Origin of the sequence: Pseudomonas grandcourensis, from assembly GCF_039909015.1 — a bacterium.
GTDB lineage: Bacteria > Pseudomonadota > Gammaproteobacteria > Pseudomonadales > Pseudomonadaceae > Aquipseudomonas > Aquipseudomonas grandcourensis.
Genome location: NZ_CP150919.1, coordinates 5,683,108 through 5,699,385 on the forward strand (window position 1 = coordinate 5,683,108; position 16,278 = coordinate 5,699,385).

Consider the following 16,278-nt stretch of genomic DNA (forward strand, 5'->3'; position numbering starts at 1 on the left):
TGTCTTATGCACCATCACCTTGCTTGACCACCACCGTACAAGTAATCCCCGCCGCCAACAGCACCCCCTCCGGCACTTCATCGATGTGAATGCGCACCGGCACTCGTTGCGCCAGACGCACCCAGTTGAACGTCGGGTTCACATCGGCAATCAGCTCTCGGCTCTCCGGGTTGTCGCGGTCGTAGATTCCGCGAGAAATGCTTTCCACATGACCCTTGAGCACTTCGCCGCTCATCAGTTGCATGTCGGCCTTATCTCCGACGCGCACATGGGGCAGCTTGGTTTCTTCGAAGAAGCCGTAGACCCAGAACGAGTTCATGTCGACCACGGCCATTTTCGCCTCGCCGATTCGCGCGTAGTCGCCGCGATGCACATTGAGGTTGGTGACGTAGCCATCCACCGCTGCACGGACTTCAGTGCGCTTGAGGTTGAGTTCGGCGGCTTCCAGTTGCGCCTGGGCCTGCTGGTAATCGGCCAGGGCCGAGTCGGCGAGGTTACTGGCGTCGTCACGGTTTTCCCGGGAGATCACCAGGTTGTCCATATCGGCGCGACGATGGGCGTTGACCTTGCGCATCTCCCAGGTCGCCTTGCGCGATGCCACCAGGCTTTGCGCCTGCTTGACCGCCAGACGGTAGTGCTCGGGGTCGATCTGCATCAACAAATCGCCCTTCTTCACCAACTGGTTGTCGCTCACCGGCACGTCCACCACTTCGCCGGTGACGTCGGCGGCGACGTTGATGATATCGGCGCGCACGCGGCCGTCACGGGTCCATGGCGTGTTCATGTAGTGCTCCCACAGGGAGCGGCCGATCCACAGCGCGAGGGCCAGCACCAGCAAGGTCGCGAGCAGGCTGAAAAACTTTTTCATCGGGGCATTCTTCAGAGATAGAGAGTCAGTGATAGAGAGTCAACGGTAGACAGTCAGCGCCAACGCGCCGAACAGACAGGCAAACAGGCTCAGGCGCAGCAACGCCGGATGCCAGAAAAAACGGTACAGGTCGAACCCGGACAGGAACCGGTCCAGCGCCCAGGCCAGCGCCGCCGCGATGAAAAACATCAGGGTCATGGTCGGCATGTACACGCCGTGGAAGGCGATTTCACGAGGCATGTGCAAGTCCTTGTGGCTGGCTGCTTGCGAAGGCAGCGAGCGGTGATTGCGGATCGAGCAGCGAGGTGCGGATGAAGTGCAGGTAGCTCTTCACCCGGCGCAACGCCGAGGTATCGAAGTGCGGGGCGAAGGGTTCGTCGGTGGACTGCACACGGCTGATCGCATGATCGACAGCTATCAGCGCGCGTTCCAGGTTGCTGCTGTTCGGTTGCAGGAACAGCCGCACCAGCGCCCGCCCCATCACCCGGATCGCCTGGCGCCACGGCTGGGATTCGGCGTAGGCCGGGTGCACCGGCAGAGTCGCCTGTTCCTTGCGCAACTCGATGATCGCGTGGCCGACCTCCAGCACCACGAACATCCAGCGCAGCAAGTCCCGCTGCACTTGCGGTTGACCCGCCGCGAAGCCGTAGGCCTGATGCACCAGATCGCGGGTGCGGCTTTCGAAACTCGACGCCAGTCCCTTGAGCTTGCCGCTGATGGCGTACACCACCTGACCACGCAGGTCCTGCTCCAGCCGACGCCACAGCCAGCGGCTGTTGGGCGGCAGAATGATCGCCCCGGCCGCTGCGCACACCAGCATGCCCAGCACCATGGCGATGTAGTCGTTGATGAAGGTGTAGGGGTTGTAGACCGTGAGGTTGTCCGGCACCGAACCGGTGCTGAAGAAGATCAGCAAGCCCAGGCCGACGCCGACGTACTGCGGCCGCGAAGTCAGGAACGAGCCGAGTACGATCACCGGTGCGAGCATCACGCACAGCAACGGAAATCCGTCGATCCACGGGAAAATGAAAAACATCTCGACGAAGCCGATCAGCGCCCCGAGCAATGTCCCGCACGCCATCTGAAAGGCCATGCGCTTGGGGTTCGGGGTGGCGGCGGACAGGCCCACGGTCGCGGCGGCAATCAGGGTCATGGTCGCGCCGCTCGGCCAGGCGGTTGCCACCCAATAGCTGCCCAATACCGCCAGAATGAACGCTGCGCGAATCCCCGATGCTGCCGCCGCCATCCAGTTGGTTTGCGGAGTGAACGGCTCGTCCCAGCGTTCCCGTTCGTGACTGTGATCGGCCAGGGAGGCGTGGGTCTGTGCATAACTGTGCAGGTCGTCGACGAAGCGATAGAGCAGTTCGTAGGCGGTGTGGAAATCCAGTTGCCCGGCATCGCTCGGATTGCTCTGCTGGAACGTCGCCCGCAGACAACGTACCCGCGCCGGCAACCCTTCCTTGTAGGCGCTCAGCACCGTGACCAGGCGCGCCGCATCGGCGCTGGTCAGGGCACGACCGCTGAAGCCGTCGAGCAATTCGGCGAGGTCCTGCAAGCCCGGCTTGATCGCCGCCACTACCTGGTCAGCTGCGCTGCTGCGCAGGCGTTCGAGCAACTGGTGCAAGGCATTGAAGCGCGTGGTGATGCCCATGAACTCGCTGTTCAGGCGACTGAGGCGGCCATTGCGCCGACGCATGTGCGGGTCCTCGAACACAGTAACGCTACGCAAGCCTTCCAAGCCCACGGCTTCGGCGATGAAACGCACATTGCCGGCCTCGAACGCCTCGCGCTGGCTGCGACCGCGCAAGCCATCGGTGACGAACAGGGCGAACACGCCAAAGCGCTGATACAAGGCATTGCGCATCGCCGCGCTCGCCGATTGCGGCAGGATGGCGGCACTGACCAGTGTCGAACAGAGAATGCCCAGCGAGATTTCCAGCACCCGCCAGACCGCCGCCATGAACGCACCCTCCGGGTGGGCCAGCGCGGGCAAGCCGACCATCGCCGCGGTGTATCCGGCGAGTACGAAACCGTAGGCGCGGAAGTTGCGGCAGCGGGCGGCGCCGGCGGTGCAGATACCGACCCAGATCGCCAGAGAGCCGAGGAACAGTTCAGTGTTCTGCGCAAACAGGGCGATCAGCGCGACCATCACCGCCGACCCGGCCAGGGTGCCGAGAAAACGATAGAAACTCTTGGCGAACACCTGGCCGCTTTGCGGCTGCATGACGATGAACACGGTGATCATCGCCGTGCGCGGTTGCGGCAGCTCCAGGCGCATGGCCAGCCATAGCGTCAGGAATGCCGCGAACAGCACCTTGAAGATGTAGACCCAGGTCACGCCGTCACTGCGTGCCCAGTCGAAGAAACCCCGACGCCATTCCAGGGAGTACAGCCAGCGCAAGGGTGCGGGCAAGGGAGTCATCAAATCCTGCTCAGTAAATTCCAGTGAAAACCGGAACCTGTGGGAGCGAGCTTGCTCGCGATAGCGGTGTGTCAGGCGACATGGTTGCTGACTGACACGCCCTCTTCGCGAGCAAGCCCGCTCCCACAGGTTTTGTGTTCAACGCAAAAGGCTCGGAGTTTTCGGCGCCTGGGTCTGTTCGGCGTTCGGCACGTCATTACCGGCACCAAGACCACCGCCGAGCGCCGTCACCAATTGCGCATGGGCGCTCAATCGCGCCGCCTGAACCTGCTGCTGCACTTGCTGCTGCTTGAACAACAAGGTCTGGGCATTGAGCACGTTGAGGTAGTCGGTGAGGCCACGCTGGTAGGCGATCATCGCGATGTCGTAGGTCTTCTGCGCCGTGGCCACCGACTCGGCGGCGAAAGCCTGTTGCTTGTCCATGGACTCGCGACGGATCAACTGGTCGGAAATGTTTTTCAGCGCGTTGACCAGGGTCTGGTTGTACTTGGCCACGGCGATGTCATAACCCGCCGAGGCTTCACCCAGCTCCGCACGCAAGCGTCCGCCATCGAAGATCGGCAACGAAATCGCCGGCCCCACGCTGTAGTTGAGTTTCTTGCCGGTCAAGAACTCCAGGGCCCCACCGCCAGTGGCCATGTAGCCGAGGCTGCCGACCAGATCGACGTTCGGGTAGAAACCGGCATGGGCGACATCGATACCCCGCGCCTGCGCCGCCACTTGCCAGCGACTGGCGACCACGTCCGGGCGTTGGCCGAGCAATTGCGCCGGCAGCGACGATGGCAGTTTCAGTGGCGCACCCAGCGACAGCGTCGGCCGCTGCAACTGGGCGCCCTCCCCCGGCCCTTTGCCGGCGAGGGCGGCGAGCTGGTTGCGGCTCAAGGCGACTTCTTCGTCGAGGGCGTCGATCTGGCGATGGGTTTCCGGCAGCGGCGTCTCGGCCTGGCTGACCTCGAAATGAGTGCCGATCCCCCCGTTCAGGCGTTTTTGCGCCAGCTCGAGAATCTGCTGTTGCTGCTTCAAGGTCGCTTCGACGATGTCCCGCTGAGCGTAATGCAACGACAGCTCGATGTAGACCCGTACGATGTTGTCCTGCAATTCGAGCTGAGCCTGGCGCGCTTCGGCGACGCTCATGTGCGCCATGTCCACGGCACGCTCGGTGGCATTGCTTTCACGGCCCCAGAGGTCGAGGGCATAGCTGAAACCCAGCGCCGCGTTATTGTCCCAGGTGGTGCTGTTGGCCAGCTCACCGGGGCCATAGAACTGGTCGGTAGGCCAGTTGTGACGCTTGAGGGTGGCATCGCCATTGATCTGCAGCGACTCGGCCGCTTCGGCCACGCTGGCCATGGACCTGGCCTGACGCACCCGGGCGGCGGCCATGGCCAGGGTCGGGCTGCCTTGCAGGGCGAGGTCGATCCAGCGATTCAGTTGCGGGTCGCCATAGGCTTGCCACCATTGCGCCGTGGGCCAGTGCGCATCCTGCGCGGCGCTCTGGATCGCTTCGTCGGTGGCCAGTGAATTGGCCTCCAGCGCCTTGCCCTGCGGGGCAATACCTCCGGTTCCGATGCAGCCGCTGATTGCCAGGGTTAAAGCCAAAACACTGAGCGGCTGAAGCGCTCTGCTGATGCGACGCGGCACTGCTGCGATTTCCTGAAATAGGGGGAGGTACAAGTCGGGGCAATTCTATGGGGCGGCCTGAAAGGCGATAAGCTGGGATTCCTGTGAATCTTTGTTACCGTTAACGAGATAATCCGTTGGTAGATCTTTAGTCGCCTGTAAATAAACAGAAACTTCGTGTCACAATTTGTCATTCGACGAGAGAGCACCCTATGGACACTTTGCAAAACATGCGCGCCTTCAGTTACGTGGCCGAAGCCGGCAGCTTCACCGCCGCCGCCGTACAACTGGACACCACCACGGCCAACGTCTCGCGCGCGGTCTCCAACCTGGAAGCCCACCTGCAAACCCGCCTGCTCAACCGAACGACCCGCCGTATCGCCCTGACCGAAGCCGGCAAGCGCTACCTGTTGCGCTGCGAACAGATCCTGGCCTACGTCGAAGAAGCCGAAGCCGAGGCCAGCGACGCCCACGCACGCCCGGCCGGGCAACTGAAAGTGCACACCATGACCGGCATCGGCCAGCACTTCGTGATCGACGCCATCGCCCGCTACCGCAAGACCCACCCGGACGTGACCTTCGACCTGACCATGGCCAACCGCGTGCCGGACCTGCTCGACGAGGGCTACGACGTGTCCATCGTCCTCGCCAGCGAACTGCCGGACTCGGGTTTCGTCTCCCAGCGCCTGGGCATCACCTACAGCATCGTTTGCGCCTCCCCGGCCTACGTCAAAACCAACGGCTGCGCACAAAAACCCAGCGACCTGCTCAACCACGCCTGCCTGCGCCTGGTCAGCCCGGTGATTCCGCTGGAGAAGTGGGCCTTCGACGGTCCCGACGGCCAGGAAATGGTCACCATCAACAGCTCACCGTTTCTGGTGAACTCCGCCGACGCGATGAAATCCGCGATCATCAGCGGCATGGGCGTTGGCGTCCTGCCGCTATACGCCGCGATAGAAGGCCTGCGCAACGGCACACTGGTGCGCGTGATGCCCAACTACCGCTCACAGGAACTGAACCTGTATGCGATCTACCCGTCGCGCCAGTACCTGGATGCGAAGATCAAGACTTGGGTCGAGTATTTGCGTGGATCGTTGCCGGAATTGCTGGCCGCGCATCAGGCGGAATTGGCGGCGTATGAACTGAGCGGGAGTCTGGGTGGGGTTCGGGTGGCGAATTGATGATCTCTCGGCTAATGGATTGATTCTTTGTGGGAGCAAGCTCGCTCCCACAAAAGAGCAAAAACGGATCGGCGTACACCCGTTGCTTCTCACCACTCATCAGGCCGAGCATTAGCTCGCCTGCAGCTTTTGATCTTGATCCACCCGCCCCCTCGGAAGGCTGAGTGGAGGCGTTCATCCGGGGATTGGCGCGCAGCGCCGTTCGACGCAGTCGAACTCATTGCATGTAGGTCGTCGCGAAGCAGACTGGAGGGCAATGCCCCCGGATGAATGCCGGAGCGAAGGAACCCCGAGCCCAGGCGAGGGGCCGTACGTTCGGGGCGAGCGCTTTTTTTGCTTACTTTTTTTGAGGCGCTTGTTAAAAAAAGTGAGTCGCCGTCAGGGCGAAACCCTAAGTCGCCGTTACCGAAGCAACGGATATGTACTCAATCAAAAAAGCAGCCTGGTCGGCCCAGTGGCCGCCAAGACCAGACCAAGCAGCAAACTGACAGCGCCGTCAGTTAGCCGTCACCCTCCTGACCGGCAAACAGGTTTATAAAGGAAAATACCAACCGACCACCCAGCCCCGGCGCCCCACTCGCATGCGAATCCAGAAAAACCCCGCCCTGCTCGTCGCCCTTCTGATCGTCCTGGCAGCGCTGGGCCTGTGGTACGCCAACAAACCGGCCAAGGCCAAACTCGCCACCCCCACCGCCATCCCCGTGCGCGTGGTCGCCGTCGCCGAAAAAGACGTACCGCGCTACGTCAGCGGCATCGGTTCGGTACTGTCCCTGCACAGCGTCGTAGTCCGCCCGCAAATCGACGGTATTCTCACCAAAATCATGGTCAAGGAAGGCCAACTGGTGAAAAAAGACGACCTGCTGGCCACCATCGACGACCGCTCGATCCGCGCCAGCCTCGACCAGGCCCGGGCTCAACTCGGAGAAAGCCAGGCCCAGCTGCAAGTGGCGCTGGTCAACCTTAAACGCTACAAACTGCTGAGCGTTGACGACGGCGTTTCCAAGCAGACCTACGACCAGCAACAGGCGCTGGTGAACCAACTCAAAGCCACCGCCCAAGGCAATCAGGCTTCAATCGATGCAGCTCAGGTACAACTTTCCTACACACAGATTCGTTCCCCGGTGACCGGTCGTGTCGGCATTCGCACGGTGGACGAAGGCAACTTCCTGCGCATGACCGACACCCAAGGCCTGTTCACGGTGACCCAGATCGACCCGATCGCCGTGGAGTTCTCCCTGCCGCAGCAAATGCTGCCGACCCTGCAGGGCCTGATCAACGACCCACAGCATGCCCGGGTCAAGGCCTACATCGGTGCCGACACCGATGGCGAAACCGGCAACCTGCTCGGCGAAGGTCACCTGACCCTGATCGACAACCAGATCAACGCCAACACCGGCACCATCCGCGCCAAGGCCGAATTCGACAACGCCGGGCAGAAACTCTGGCCGGGCCTGCTGGTGACAGTAAAAATTCAGACAGCACTGGATAAAGATGCACTGGTCGTACCGCCCAACGTCGTTCAGCGCGGCCTCGATCAACATTACGTCTACCGGCTCAAGGGTGACAAAGTCGAAACCGTACCCGTGCAGATGGTCTATCAGGACAGCCGCCTGAACATCATCAAAGGCGTGCAGGCTGGCGATCAATTGGTCAGCGATGGCCAATCGCGCCTCAAGCCCGGTTCGGTGGTACAGGTGCTGACCGAGCCGCCGCAGGTGGTGCAATCGGAGCCGACGCCATGAAGGGCCACGGCTCGATCTCGGCCTGGTGCATCGATCACCCGGTCGCCACCATTCTGCTGACATTTGCCTTGGTATTGCTGGGCGCGATTGCCTTCCCGCGCCTGCCCATCGCGCCGCTGCCGGAAGCGGAATTTCCGACCATCCAGGTCGCGGCACAATTGCCCGGTGCCAGCCCGGAAACCATGGCGTCGTCGGTGGCCACGCCCCTGGAAGTGCAGTTCAGCGCCATTCCCGGCGTGACCCAGATGACATCGAGCAGCGCCCTCGGCTCGACCATCCTGACCCTGCAATTCACCCTCGATAAAAGCATCGACACCGCGGCCCAGGAAGTCCAGGCAGCGATCAACACCGCCGCGGGCAAACTGCCCAAGGACATGCCGAACCTGCCGACCTGGCGCAAGGTCAACCCGGCCGACAGCCCGGTGCTGATCCTCAGCGTCAACTCGTCGCTGATGCCAGGCCCTGAGCTCAGCGACCTGACGGAAACCCTGTTGTCCCGTCAGCTCAGTCAGGTCGACGGTGTCGGCCAGGTGGCCATCACCGGTCAGCAACGTCCGGCGATCCGCGTACAGGTGTCCGCCGACAAACTCGCCGCCATCGGCCTGACCCTGGCGGACATTCGCCTGGCGATCCAGCAGACCAGCCTCAACCTGGCCAAAGGGGCGCTGTACGGCGAATCGAGCATTTCAACCCTGTCGACCAACGACCAGTTGTTCCACCCCGACGAATACAGCCAGTTGATCGTTTCCTACAAGGACGGTGCACCGGTTCACCTCAAGGATGTCGCGAAAGTCGTCAACGGTTCGGAAGATGCCTACGTTCAGGCGTGGGCGGGTTCGCAACCGGGCGTAAACCTGGTGATCTTCCGCCAGCCAGGCGCCAACATCGTCGAGACTGTGGATCGCATTCAGGCCGCGCTGCCGGCGCTGCAAGCGATGTTGCCGGCCTCGGTGCAGGTCAAGGTGTTGATCGACCGCACCCAAACTATCCGCGCTTCGCTGCACGAGGTGGAAATCACCTTGATGATCGCCGTGATGCTGGTGGTGGCGGTGATGGCGCTGTTCCTGCGCCAACTGTCGGCCACGCTGATCGTGTCGGCCGTGCTCGGTGTGTCGCTGATCGCCAGCTTTGCGCTGATGTACGTCATGGGCTTCAGCCTGAACAACCTGACGTTGGTGGCGATCGTGGTCGCCGTGGGGTTTGTGGTGGACGATGCGATCGTGGTGGTGGAGAACATCCACCGACATCTCGAGGCCGGCGACGGCATGCGTGAGGCGGCGATCAAGGGCGCCGGCGAGATCGGCTTTACCGTGGTGTCGATCAGTTTCTCGCTGGTGGCGGCGTTCATTCCGCTGCTGTTCATGGGCGGCGTGGTCGGCCGGCTGTTCAAGGAGTTCGCCCTGACCGCCACCTCCACCATCATGATTTCGGTGGTGGTTTCGCTGACGCTGGCACCGACCCTCGCTGCGCTGTTCATGCGCGCGCCGGTACATCACGCCCACGACAAACCGGGGTTCGGTGAGCGCCTGTTGGCGTGGTACGAAAAGGGTCTGCGCCGCGCCCTCGCCCACCAGAAATTGATGATCGGCGTGTTCGGTTTGTCCCTGGGGTTGGCGGTTGCCGGGTACATCTTTATCCCTAAAGGTTTCTTCCCGATCCAGGACACAGGCTTCGTCCTCGGTACTACCGAAGCAGCTGCGGATATTTCCTACGGCGACATGGTGAAAAAACACCTGGCGATGGCCGAAATCGTCGCCGCTGATCCTGCGGTTCAAGCATTCTCTCACTCAGTGGGCGTGTCGGGCAGCAACCAGACCATCGCTAACGGCCGCTTCTGGATCGCCCTGAAAAAACGTGGAGACCGAGACGTTTCGGCCAGCGAATTCATTGACCGGATTCGCCCGCAACTGATGAAAGTCCCGGGCATCGTCCTGTACCTGCGTGCCGGGCAAGACATCAACCTCAGCTCAGGCCCGAGCCGCGCCCAGTACCAATACGTGCTCAAGAGCAACGACGGTGCGACCCTCAGCACCTGGACCCAACGCCTGACGGAAAAACTGCGCGGCAATCCGGCGTTCCGCGACATTTCCAACGACCTGCAACTGGGCGGCAGCATCACCCACATCAGCATCGACCGTAGTGCCGCGGCACGTTTCGGCCTCACCGCCAGCGACGTCGACGAAGCCCTGTACGATGCTTTCGGCCAGCGCCAGGTCAATGAATTCCAGACCCAGATCAACCAGTACAACGTGATTCTGGAACTGGACACCAAACAGCGCGGCAAGGCCGAAAGCCTCAACTACTTCTACCTGCGCTCGCCACTGAGCGGGGAAATGGTGCCCCTGTCGGCCTTGGCCCGGTTCGATGCGCCGACCATCGGCCCGCTGTCCATCGCCCATGACGGGATGTTCCCTGCGGCCAACCTGTCGTTCAACCTGGCTCCCGGCGTGGCGTTGGGCGATGCGGTGATCATGCTCAATCAGGCCAAGGCCGACATCGGCATGCCGACCGCCATCAGCGGCAACTTCCAGGGTGCGGCCCAGGCGTTCCAGAGTTCGCTGGCCAGCCAGCCGTGGCTGATCCTGGCGGCGCTGGTGGCGGTGTACATCATTCTCGGCGTGCTCTACGAGAGCTTCGTGCACCCGCTGACGATCATTTCGACCTTGCCTTCGGCGGGCCTCGGCGCGGTGATCATGCTGTGGATTTGCGGCCAGGACTTTTCGATCATGGCGCTGATCGGGCTGGTGTTGCTGATCGGTATCGTGAAAAAGAACGGCATCCTGATGATCGACTTCGCCCTCGAAGCGCAGCGCAATGGTGGACTGTCGCCTGAGGAAGCGATTTTCAAGGCCTGCATCACGCGGTTCCGGCCGATCATCATGACCACCCTCGCCGCCCTGCTCGGCGCCCTGCCGCTGATGCTCGGCTATGGCACCGGCGCCGAGTTGCGCCAGCCCCTGGGGATCGCGGTGGTCGGCGGCTTGCTGGTGAGCCAGGCGCTGACGTTGTTCACCACGCCGGTCATATACTTGTGGCTGGAGCGGCTGTTCCATCGACCAAAACCTGCGCCACAACCGGTGCTGGCGACCACAGACTGAGGCGGGTCATGCGCGTTCTGATTATCGAAGACGAAGAAAAAACCGCGGACTATCTGCATCGCGGCCTGACGGAACAGGGTTTCACCGTGGATCTGGCCCGCGATGGTGTGGAAGGCCTGCACCTGGCGCTGGAGAGCGACTACGCGGTGATCGTCCTCGACGTGATGCTGCCGGGCCTCGACGGCTTCGGCGTGTTGCGCGCCCTGCGTGCGCGCAAGCAAACCCCGGTGATCATGCTCACCGCCCGCGAGCGTGTGGAAGATCGCATCAAGGGTCTGCGTGAAGGCGCCGATGACTATCTGGGCAAACCGTTTTCCTTCCTGGAACTGGTGGCACGCCTGCAAGCGCTGACCCGGCGCAGCGGCGGCCATGAACCGGTGCAAGTGAGCATTGCCGACCTGTGGATAGATTTGATCAGCCGCAAGGCCACCCGCGCCGGTACACGTCTGGACCTGACCGCCAAGGAGTTCTCGCTGCTCAGCGTGCTGGCCCGGCGCCAGGGTGAAATCCTCTCGAAAACCGCCATCGCCGAGATGGTTTGGGACATCAATTTCGACAGCGATGCCAACGTCGTCGAAGTCGCGATCAAACGCTTGCGGGCCAAACTTGACGGGCCGTTCGAAGAGAAACTGCTGCACACCATTCGTGGCATGGGTTATGTGCTGGAGAGCCGTGGTGTCCAGTAACTCGATCGCGCTGCGTCTGAGCGGGATGTTTACGCTGGTGGCGCTTCTAGTGTTCCTGTTGATCGGCTGGGCGCTGTACCAGCAGGTCGACAAGGGCCTGGGTCTGTTGCCCGAAGCCGAGCTGGACGCGCGCTACAGCGTGCTCGAATCCACGGTCGGCCGTTACGGCACGCCCGAGCACTGGGTGAAAATCAACAACAAGCTCAACCTGCTGAGCGAAGAAGACAAACGCATCAGTTTCTGGATCATCAGTGGCGATTCGCACTACGAATACGGCAACCCGACACCACAGATCCGCGCCTTTGCCCAAGGGCCGCTGGGCACGCGCGACATGCATCTGCCGGAGCACCCGTATCCGCTGAAAGTGCTGGTCAGCGAGTTCCCGGCCAAGGACCAGCGCCCACCGCTGCGCTTCATGATCGCCATCGACACCGAAACGTTTTTCCATACCCAGCATCACCTGCTGGTCGCGCTGATCAGCCTGGCGATTGTCGGCGTGCTGCTGGCCTCGGCACTGGGTTATTGGGTGGCGCGGATCGGCCTCAAGCCGCTGATCAAACTGTCCCAGGAAGCCCAGCGGCTGGCCCCGCCGTTGCGCTCGGGGCGCTTGCGTTTGTCACCGTTGCCGCCGGAACTCGATCAATTCGTCAGCTCGTTCAACTCGACCCTGGAACGGGTCGAGCAGGCCTACTCGCGCCTTGAATCGTTCAACGCCGACGTCGCCCACGAACTGCGCTCGCCATTGACCAACTTGATCGGCCAGACCCAGGTCGCGTTGACCCGCGGACGCTCCGCCGAGCATTACTTCGAAGTGCTGCAATCGAACCTCGAAGAGCTTGAGCGACTGCGTTCGATCATCAACGACATGCTGTTCCTCGCCAGCGCCGATCAGGGCAGCAAGGCGACCAAACTCACCTCGACTTCGCTGGCCGATGAGGTGGCCACGACCTTGGAATATCTGGACTTCATTCTCGAAGACGCTCAGGTCCAGGTCGAGGTCAGTGGTGACGCGCAGGTGTGCATCGAGATCGCCCATCTGCGTCGGGCGTTGATCAACTTGTTGAATAACGCGGTGCAGCACACCGCGCCCGGGCAGGTGATTCAAGTGCGGATCGAAGCCCAGGAGCATCAAGTCAGCATCGGCGTCGCCAACCCCGGCTCGCCGATTGCCAGTGAGCATCTGCCGCGTCTGTTCGAACGCTTCTACCGGGTCGATGCATCGCGCAGCAACAGCGGCCACAATCACGGTCTGGGGCTGGCCATCGTCAAGGCGATTGCGCTGATGCATGGCGGGGATGTGTTTGTGCGCAGTGATCATGGGATGAATACGTTCGGCATTCACCTTCCAGTCTGATTCCCCCCTCCCACATTGGATTTGGCTTGAACACATACAGGCGGCCAATCAACTATTGCCATAACAGCAACAGTCCTTTCATGAATCCGCTCTTTTTCCCCTCGCCTCATATCCTTATCTTTGCCCGCACCAAACAGCACTTGCCAAGCAAGAAGGTTTTAAAGATGTCCAACAGTATGGGTATTGCCAGCGCTTTCGTTTTGTCCTCTTTGTTCCTGTCGCCGTTGGCGATGGCTGAAGAATCGCAGACTTTCGTCGCGCATAACGCCGCACGCGCTGCAACCTTTGAAGAGCATCAGATCGAGATGACGGCCAAGGCTGCGCAAGACTCCCAAGCCCCGCAGGCATCCAGCATCCAGGCCCAGCCACGGGCCGAGAAAGACAGCTGACCGGCACCGGTCACTCCCGTTTCCCTCGACACTTTTCATCGGCTCTTCCCTTTGAAAAGTTGTCTTCAAAGCCGCTGCTGTCAGCGGCTTTTTTTATAGTGGCGACTCGACCTTCATTGCAATTTTTGAAACGAAAGTCACTGACGCCCACACCATTGATCAATCGTTCGATCAACAGGAACGATTCACTCGGCTGCTACGTTTATGCAACTACGCTTAGAGCGTCCCTTTAGCAGACGTCAGCCCTATGACCGCAAGCCGCACCGCACATTTTCAAGGCCCGCCCGGGCGACCCGAGATCATGGTGATCCTCGGCAGCACCCTGACTGTCATCTCGATCCTGTGCATCGTCACTTACCTGCTGATCCGCGAGCACGCCAATGCCCAGCAGACCGCCACACGCAGCGCGACCACCATTGCGCAACTGATCGATGCCGATGTCCTGCGTACGGTCGAGCTCTATGATTTGACCTTGCAGGGCCTGATCGCCGCCGCCCAACGGGACGACCTTAAACAGGTTTCGCCGCAGATCCGTCATCTGGTGCTGTTCGACCGCTCTACTACCGCACGCTACAAGGGTGACATCCTGCTGCTGGACAAGCACGGCGACGTGCTGGCCGACTCATCATTGATCGAGCCGAAACCGGGCAACTTCGCTGACCGCGATTATTTCCTGGCCCATGTCTTCAATCGCGACACCGGCATGTTTATCAGCCGGCCGTTCAAACCACGCTGTGACTGCGATGACAGCGACGAATGGCGCATCAGTTTCAGCCGGCGCATTTCATCGCCCACGGGTGAGTTTCTGGGGGTCGCGGTGGCGTCGATGCGCATGAGCTACTTCGATCAACTGTTCAACAGCCTCGACATTGGCAACGGCAGTACGCTTGGCATCATCAACGATGACGGGATTCTCCTGGCGCAGAAACCGTACCGTGAGCAAAACGCCATCGGCAAAAGCATCTCCAGCCGCCCCAACGTCGTACGCATGCTGCGCGAGCGCAGCGGCACCTTTGAAAGCGTGTCGAGTGTCGACCATCAACAGCGCCTGTACACCTTTACCCGGGTCGGCAACCTGCCGCTGACCGTCATCGTGGCCCTTTCCATCGACGAAGTGTTCGCCACCTGGAACCGCACGGCCTATGCGATCAGCGGTGCAACAGGGGTTTTGTGCATCGGCCTGTTGTGGCTGACCTGGCTGCTCTGCCGGGAGCTGCGACGGCGCCAAAGTGCCGAGCAGGAATTGGCGCAACTGGCGGCCACCGATGCCTTGACCGGCGTGGCCAACCGTCGCTCCCTTGATCAGACCCTGCGCCATGAATGGTTTCGCGCTCAGCGCAGTGGCAAACCGTTGTCGTTGCTGATGATCGATGCCGATCACTTCAAGGCCTTCAATGACCGGCACGGGCATCAGGCCGGCGACGACGCCTTGCGGGCATTGGCCGAGGTCATCCGCGCCAATGTCCATCGCCCGGCGGATCTGGTGGCTCGCTATGGTGGCGAGGAGTTTTCGGTGATCCTGGCCGAAACTGACAGTGAAGGCGCGAAGCAGATCGCCGAGCACATCCGCGAGGCGGTGCAGAAGCTGCCGCTGGTGGACCCCGGTGAGCCACCGATGAGCGTAAGTATCGGTATTGCCACCTGGACGGCGGCCAGCGATATCAACCTGGAGCAATTGCTGTTCAGTGCGGACAAGGCGCTGTATCAGGCCAAGGAAGGGGGACGGAACCGGGTGGTGTGCGCCAGCTGATTTTTTTGTTGAGTGGACGGACGTCATCGCGAGCAGGCTCGCTCCTACAAGGGAATGCAATCCACTGTGGGAGCGAGCTTGCTCGCGATGAGGCCAGCCCAGGCACTACAAACTTCGGATATAAAAAAAGGCCACCCGAAGGCAGCCTTTAAAAAACTAGAGAGGTTTTTTGCTTACACCGCCGCAACCGGACGCATGTAAGAGATTGGTGCGGTGCTGGCGTCTTCGAACGTCACGACTTCCCAGGCATCTGTCTGCTCAATCAACTTGCGCAGCAGCTGGTTGTTCAGTGCGTGGCCGGACTTGAAGCCCTTGAACTCACCAATCAGGCTGTTACCCAGCAGGTACAGGTCACCAATTGCATCGAGGATCTTGTGCTTCACGAATTCGTCTTCATAGCGAAGGCCGTCTTCGTTCAGTACGCCATCGGCGTCGACCACGATTGCGTTTTCAACGCTGCCGCCGAGTGCGAGGTTGTGCTTGCGCAGGTACTCGATGTCACTCATGAAACCGAAAGTACGGGCGCGGCTGACTTCTTTTACGAACGAAGTGCTGGAAAAATCCACGCTTGCACTTTGGGTACGGTCCCGGAAAACCGGGTGATCGAAATCGATCTCGAAGCTCACCTTGAACCCTTCGAAAGGGACGAAAGTGGCGCGCTTGTCGCCGTCTTCCACTGTCACTTCACGCAGGATGCGGATGAATTTCTTGGCGGCGTCCTGTTCTTCCAGGCCTGCCGATTGAATCAGGAATACGAAAGGTCCAGCGCTGCCATCCATGATCGGGACTTCGGACGCGGAGAGCTCGACGTAGGCGTTATCGATGCCCAGGCCAGCCATGGCCGAGAGCAAGTGCTCTACCGTGTCCACTTTGACGTCGCCATTGACCAGCGTCGTCGACATAGTGGTTTCACCGACGTTTTCCGCGCGGGCAGGAATCTGCACCACAGGGTCGAGGTCAGCGCGACAAAACACAATGCCAGTGTCGACAGGCGCAGGCTTGAGGGTCAGGTAGACCTTCTCCCCGGAGTGCAGGCCTACACCTGTGGCACGGATAATATTTTTCAGTGTGCGTTGTTTAATCATGGCTTGGGCCGCTTCAGCGCAAATTGCGAACTGGTATCAACAAAGGCTGGCGATGATAGCAGACCGAGCCTTTGCTGAACACCAAT

General features: G+C 61.0%; 12 protein-coding genes. 7 read left to right on the forward strand and 5 right to left on the reverse strand.

Annotation, left to right across the window (positions count from 1 at the left end):
- Window positions 1–4: 4 nt before the first annotated feature.
- The 4 genes from AABM52_RS25455 to AABM52_RS25470 all read right to left on the reverse strand — a co-directional run bounded on the left by AABM52_RS25455 (window position 5) and on the right by AABM52_RS25470 (window position 4,928).
- Window positions 5–868, reverse strand: coding sequence for an HlyD family secretion protein (locus tag AABM52_RS25455; protein ID WP_347908892.1), 864 nt, complete (start codon window positions 866–868; stop codon window positions 5–7).
- Window positions 869–907: 39 nt separating this feature from the next.
- The gene (locus AABM52_RS25460) at window positions 908–1,108 is read right to left on the reverse strand and encodes a DUF1656 domain-containing protein (RefSeq protein WP_028623388.1); all 201 of its coding nucleotides are present in this window, start codon (window positions 1,106–1,108) and stop codon (window positions 908–910) included.
- Window positions 1,098–3,290 carry an FUSC family protein gene (locus AABM52_RS25465; RefSeq protein WP_347908894.1) on the reverse strand — a complete coding sequence of 731 codons (2,193 nt, stop codon included), beginning with the start codon at window positions 3,288–3,290 and terminating at the stop codon, window positions 1,098–1,100. The genes AABM52_RS25460 and AABM52_RS25465 overlap by 11 nt, the downstream gene beginning before the upstream one ends.
- 138 nt (window positions 3,291–3,428) lie before the next feature.
- Window positions 3,429–4,928 carry an efflux transporter outer membrane subunit gene (locus AABM52_RS25470; RefSeq protein ID WP_347908896.1) on the reverse strand — a complete coding sequence of 500 codons (1,500 nt, stop codon included), beginning with the start codon at window positions 4,926–4,928 and terminating at the stop codon, window positions 3,429–3,431.
- 191 nt (window positions 4,929–5,119) lie between these two features.
- Between AABM52_RS25470 and AABM52_RS25475 the strand changes: the two genes are divergently transcribed.
- The 7 genes from AABM52_RS25475 (at window position 5,120) to AABM52_RS25505 (ending at window position 15,107) form a co-directional block, all read left to right on the forward strand.
- Window positions 5,120–6,088 carry a LysR family transcriptional regulator gene (locus tag AABM52_RS25475; RefSeq protein ID WP_008050110.1) on the forward strand — a complete coding sequence of 323 codons (969 nt, stop codon included), beginning with the start codon at window positions 5,120–5,122 and terminating at the stop codon, window positions 6,086–6,088.
- Window positions 6,089–6,669: 581 nt separating this feature from the next.
- A complete protein-coding gene (locus tag AABM52_RS25480; protein ID WP_347908898.1) occupies window positions 6,670–7,830 on the forward strand; it encodes an efflux RND transporter periplasmic adaptor subunit in 1,161 nt (386 codons plus the stop codon).
- Entirely contained in the window at window positions 7,827–10,928 is a 3,102-nt protein-coding gene (locus tag AABM52_RS25485; protein WP_347908900.1) for a multidrug efflux RND transporter permease subunit, read from the forward strand. The genes AABM52_RS25480 and AABM52_RS25485 overlap by 4 nt, the downstream gene beginning before the upstream one ends.
- A gap of 8 nt (window positions 10,929–10,936) precedes the next feature.
- Window positions 10,937–11,614, forward strand: coding sequence for a heavy metal response regulator transcription factor (locus tag AABM52_RS25490; RefSeq protein WP_056726212.1), 678 nt, complete (start codon window positions 10,937–10,939; stop codon window positions 11,612–11,614).
- Window positions 11,604–12,968, forward strand: a complete 1,365-nt coding sequence (locus AABM52_RS25495; RefSeq protein ID WP_347908902.1) for a heavy metal sensor histidine kinase — start codon at window positions 11,604–11,606, stop codon at window positions 12,966–12,968. Before AABM52_RS25490 ends, AABM52_RS25495 begins: the two co-directional genes overlap by 11 nt.
- A 164-nt stretch (window positions 12,969–13,132) precedes the next feature.
- Entirely contained in the window at window positions 13,133–13,357 is a 225-nt protein-coding gene (locus tag AABM52_RS25500; protein WP_347912687.1) for a hypothetical protein, read from the forward strand.
- Between the two features lie 247 nt (window positions 13,358–13,604).
- Window positions 13,605–15,107, forward strand: coding sequence for a sensor domain-containing diguanylate cyclase (locus tag AABM52_RS25505; RefSeq protein WP_347908904.1), 1,503 nt, complete (start codon window positions 13,605–13,607; stop codon window positions 15,105–15,107).
- Between the two features lie 173 nt (window positions 15,108–15,280).
- Here the strand turns inward: AABM52_RS25505 and lpxC are convergent, their stop codons facing one another.
- On the reverse strand, window positions 15,281–16,192 hold the full coding sequence (gene lpxC / locus AABM52_RS25510) for a UDP-3-O-acyl-N-acetylglucosamine deacetylase (protein ID WP_007939852.1): 912 nt from the start codon (window positions 16,190–16,192) through the stop codon (window positions 15,281–15,283).
- Window positions 16,193–16,278: the final 86 nt, after the last annotated feature.